This is a genomic window from Mycobacterium sp. NPDC003449 (assembly GCF_053588415.1).
In genome coordinates this window covers 1-1,345 of the sequence record NZ_JBSFPX010000380.1, presented here as the reverse complement: position 1 = coordinate 1,345, position 1,345 = coordinate 1, and the positions used below count along the sequence as shown (strand labels likewise).

The following is a 1,345-nucleotide window of genomic DNA, read 5'->3' as shown; positions in this document are numbered from 1 at the left end:
GTGCCGCCTCGGGTTGGATCGGTCGAAGATCAACCCGGTGGGCCGCGGATCTTTCTCGGCGGGTCAAGCCCGGCCGCGCTCGCCCGGGTCGGGCGGCGCGGTGACGGCTGGATCGGGTTCGACACCATCCCCGAAGATTCGGCGAAGTCGTTGTGGTCGACGGCTCGCCGTGCCGCCGAGGACAGCGGACGTGACCCCGACGCACTGGAGCGGATCATTCGTGTCAACGGTGTACCCGATGAATCCCTGACCCAGTTGGGCGATCGGCTCGCCAGGCTTGCCGAGCAAGGCGTTGATGAAGCGCAGGTGGACTTCGTCTTCATGTACCCGACGATCGACGAGCGGCTGGATGCCGCAGAACGTCTCATAACGATTTCGTCATCTGGGAAGCCGCACTGATCAGCCCCCCTGACGACCCGTATCACTGCCCGCCCGCGGTGACTTGGGTGCAAACCCTACGGGACAACCGTGTAGTCCGGTTGCGGCTCGTCCACGCTGGCGGGGATGGACTTTGACTAGCACCCCGCGGCGATAGAACTTCACCAGCTCGGTATCGGCCCGCACGTCCAGGTACTGGCCGATCCAGCACTCGGGCAGCGAATACAGCGCCTTGGCGACCTCGGCGTGGAAATCGCGGTGCACCTTGACCGCCTTGAACACCGGCACGTCATAGACCCCCGGCACCGGCAGCAGCCGGGATTGTTCATCGGCGGTGAACATCTCGGCCGGACGGGCACACGTGGTGCCGTGCATACGGGTGCCCGCGGTGTCACGACACCACGCCGTCGCGGCGTCCTGCGCCTGCTGCAGGCTGGTGAATGTTTCAGCGTCCCAGAAGTTTCGGCGTACGTACTGAACGGCGCGTTCCACGCGCGGTTTGTCTTTCGGCGAGGCCACCCTCGCGGGGTCGGTCAGGAACCCGACGTGCCCGGCGTAGTCCAGCCATCCCGCACTGAACTGCGGGTTGACCGCATCCGCGGCGGCGATCACCGGTTTGAGGTTGTCGGGGATCAGCACCGCGAACACCCCGCCGAAGAACTCCCAGGCCGCCTGGCACCCGGCGATGACCGCGGCCAGGGTCTGCGAGTAGGACAGCCACACGAACATGTGCCGCGAGTACACAGCGGTGAAGATCAGCGCATGTACCTTGCGGCGCCGCCCGTCGGCGGCGTCGGTGAGCATCCCCAGATAGCCGAAATCGACCTGACACTCCACCCCGGGATCACCATCAGCAACCCGCACCGTCAGGTTGACCGCGCTCACTGAAATTCCCCACTGACGCTCATCGAAATTCCCCACCCGTGTGGCTCCGCCGAGAAGGGCGGGCCTCCCTCGAAGCTGCTGG

1 protein-coding gene and 1 pseudogene are annotated in these 1,345 nt (G+C 65.7%); one reads left to right on the top strand and one right to left on the bottom strand.

All coding sequences use genetic code 11. From position 1 onward, the window contains the following. Positions 1-399: LLM class flavin-dependent oxidoreductase (locus tag ACWDTP_RS38500; RefSeq protein ID WP_450028453.1), on the top strand; the 399-nt coding region annotated here is incomplete at its 5' end. Here the strand turns inward: ACWDTP_RS38500 and ACWDTP_RS38495 are convergent. Then, positions 400-1,245: pseudogene (locus ACWDTP_RS38495) on the bottom strand (Mu transposase domain-containing protein); the annotation flags it as partial. Positions 1,246-1,345 lie beyond the last annotated feature (100 nt).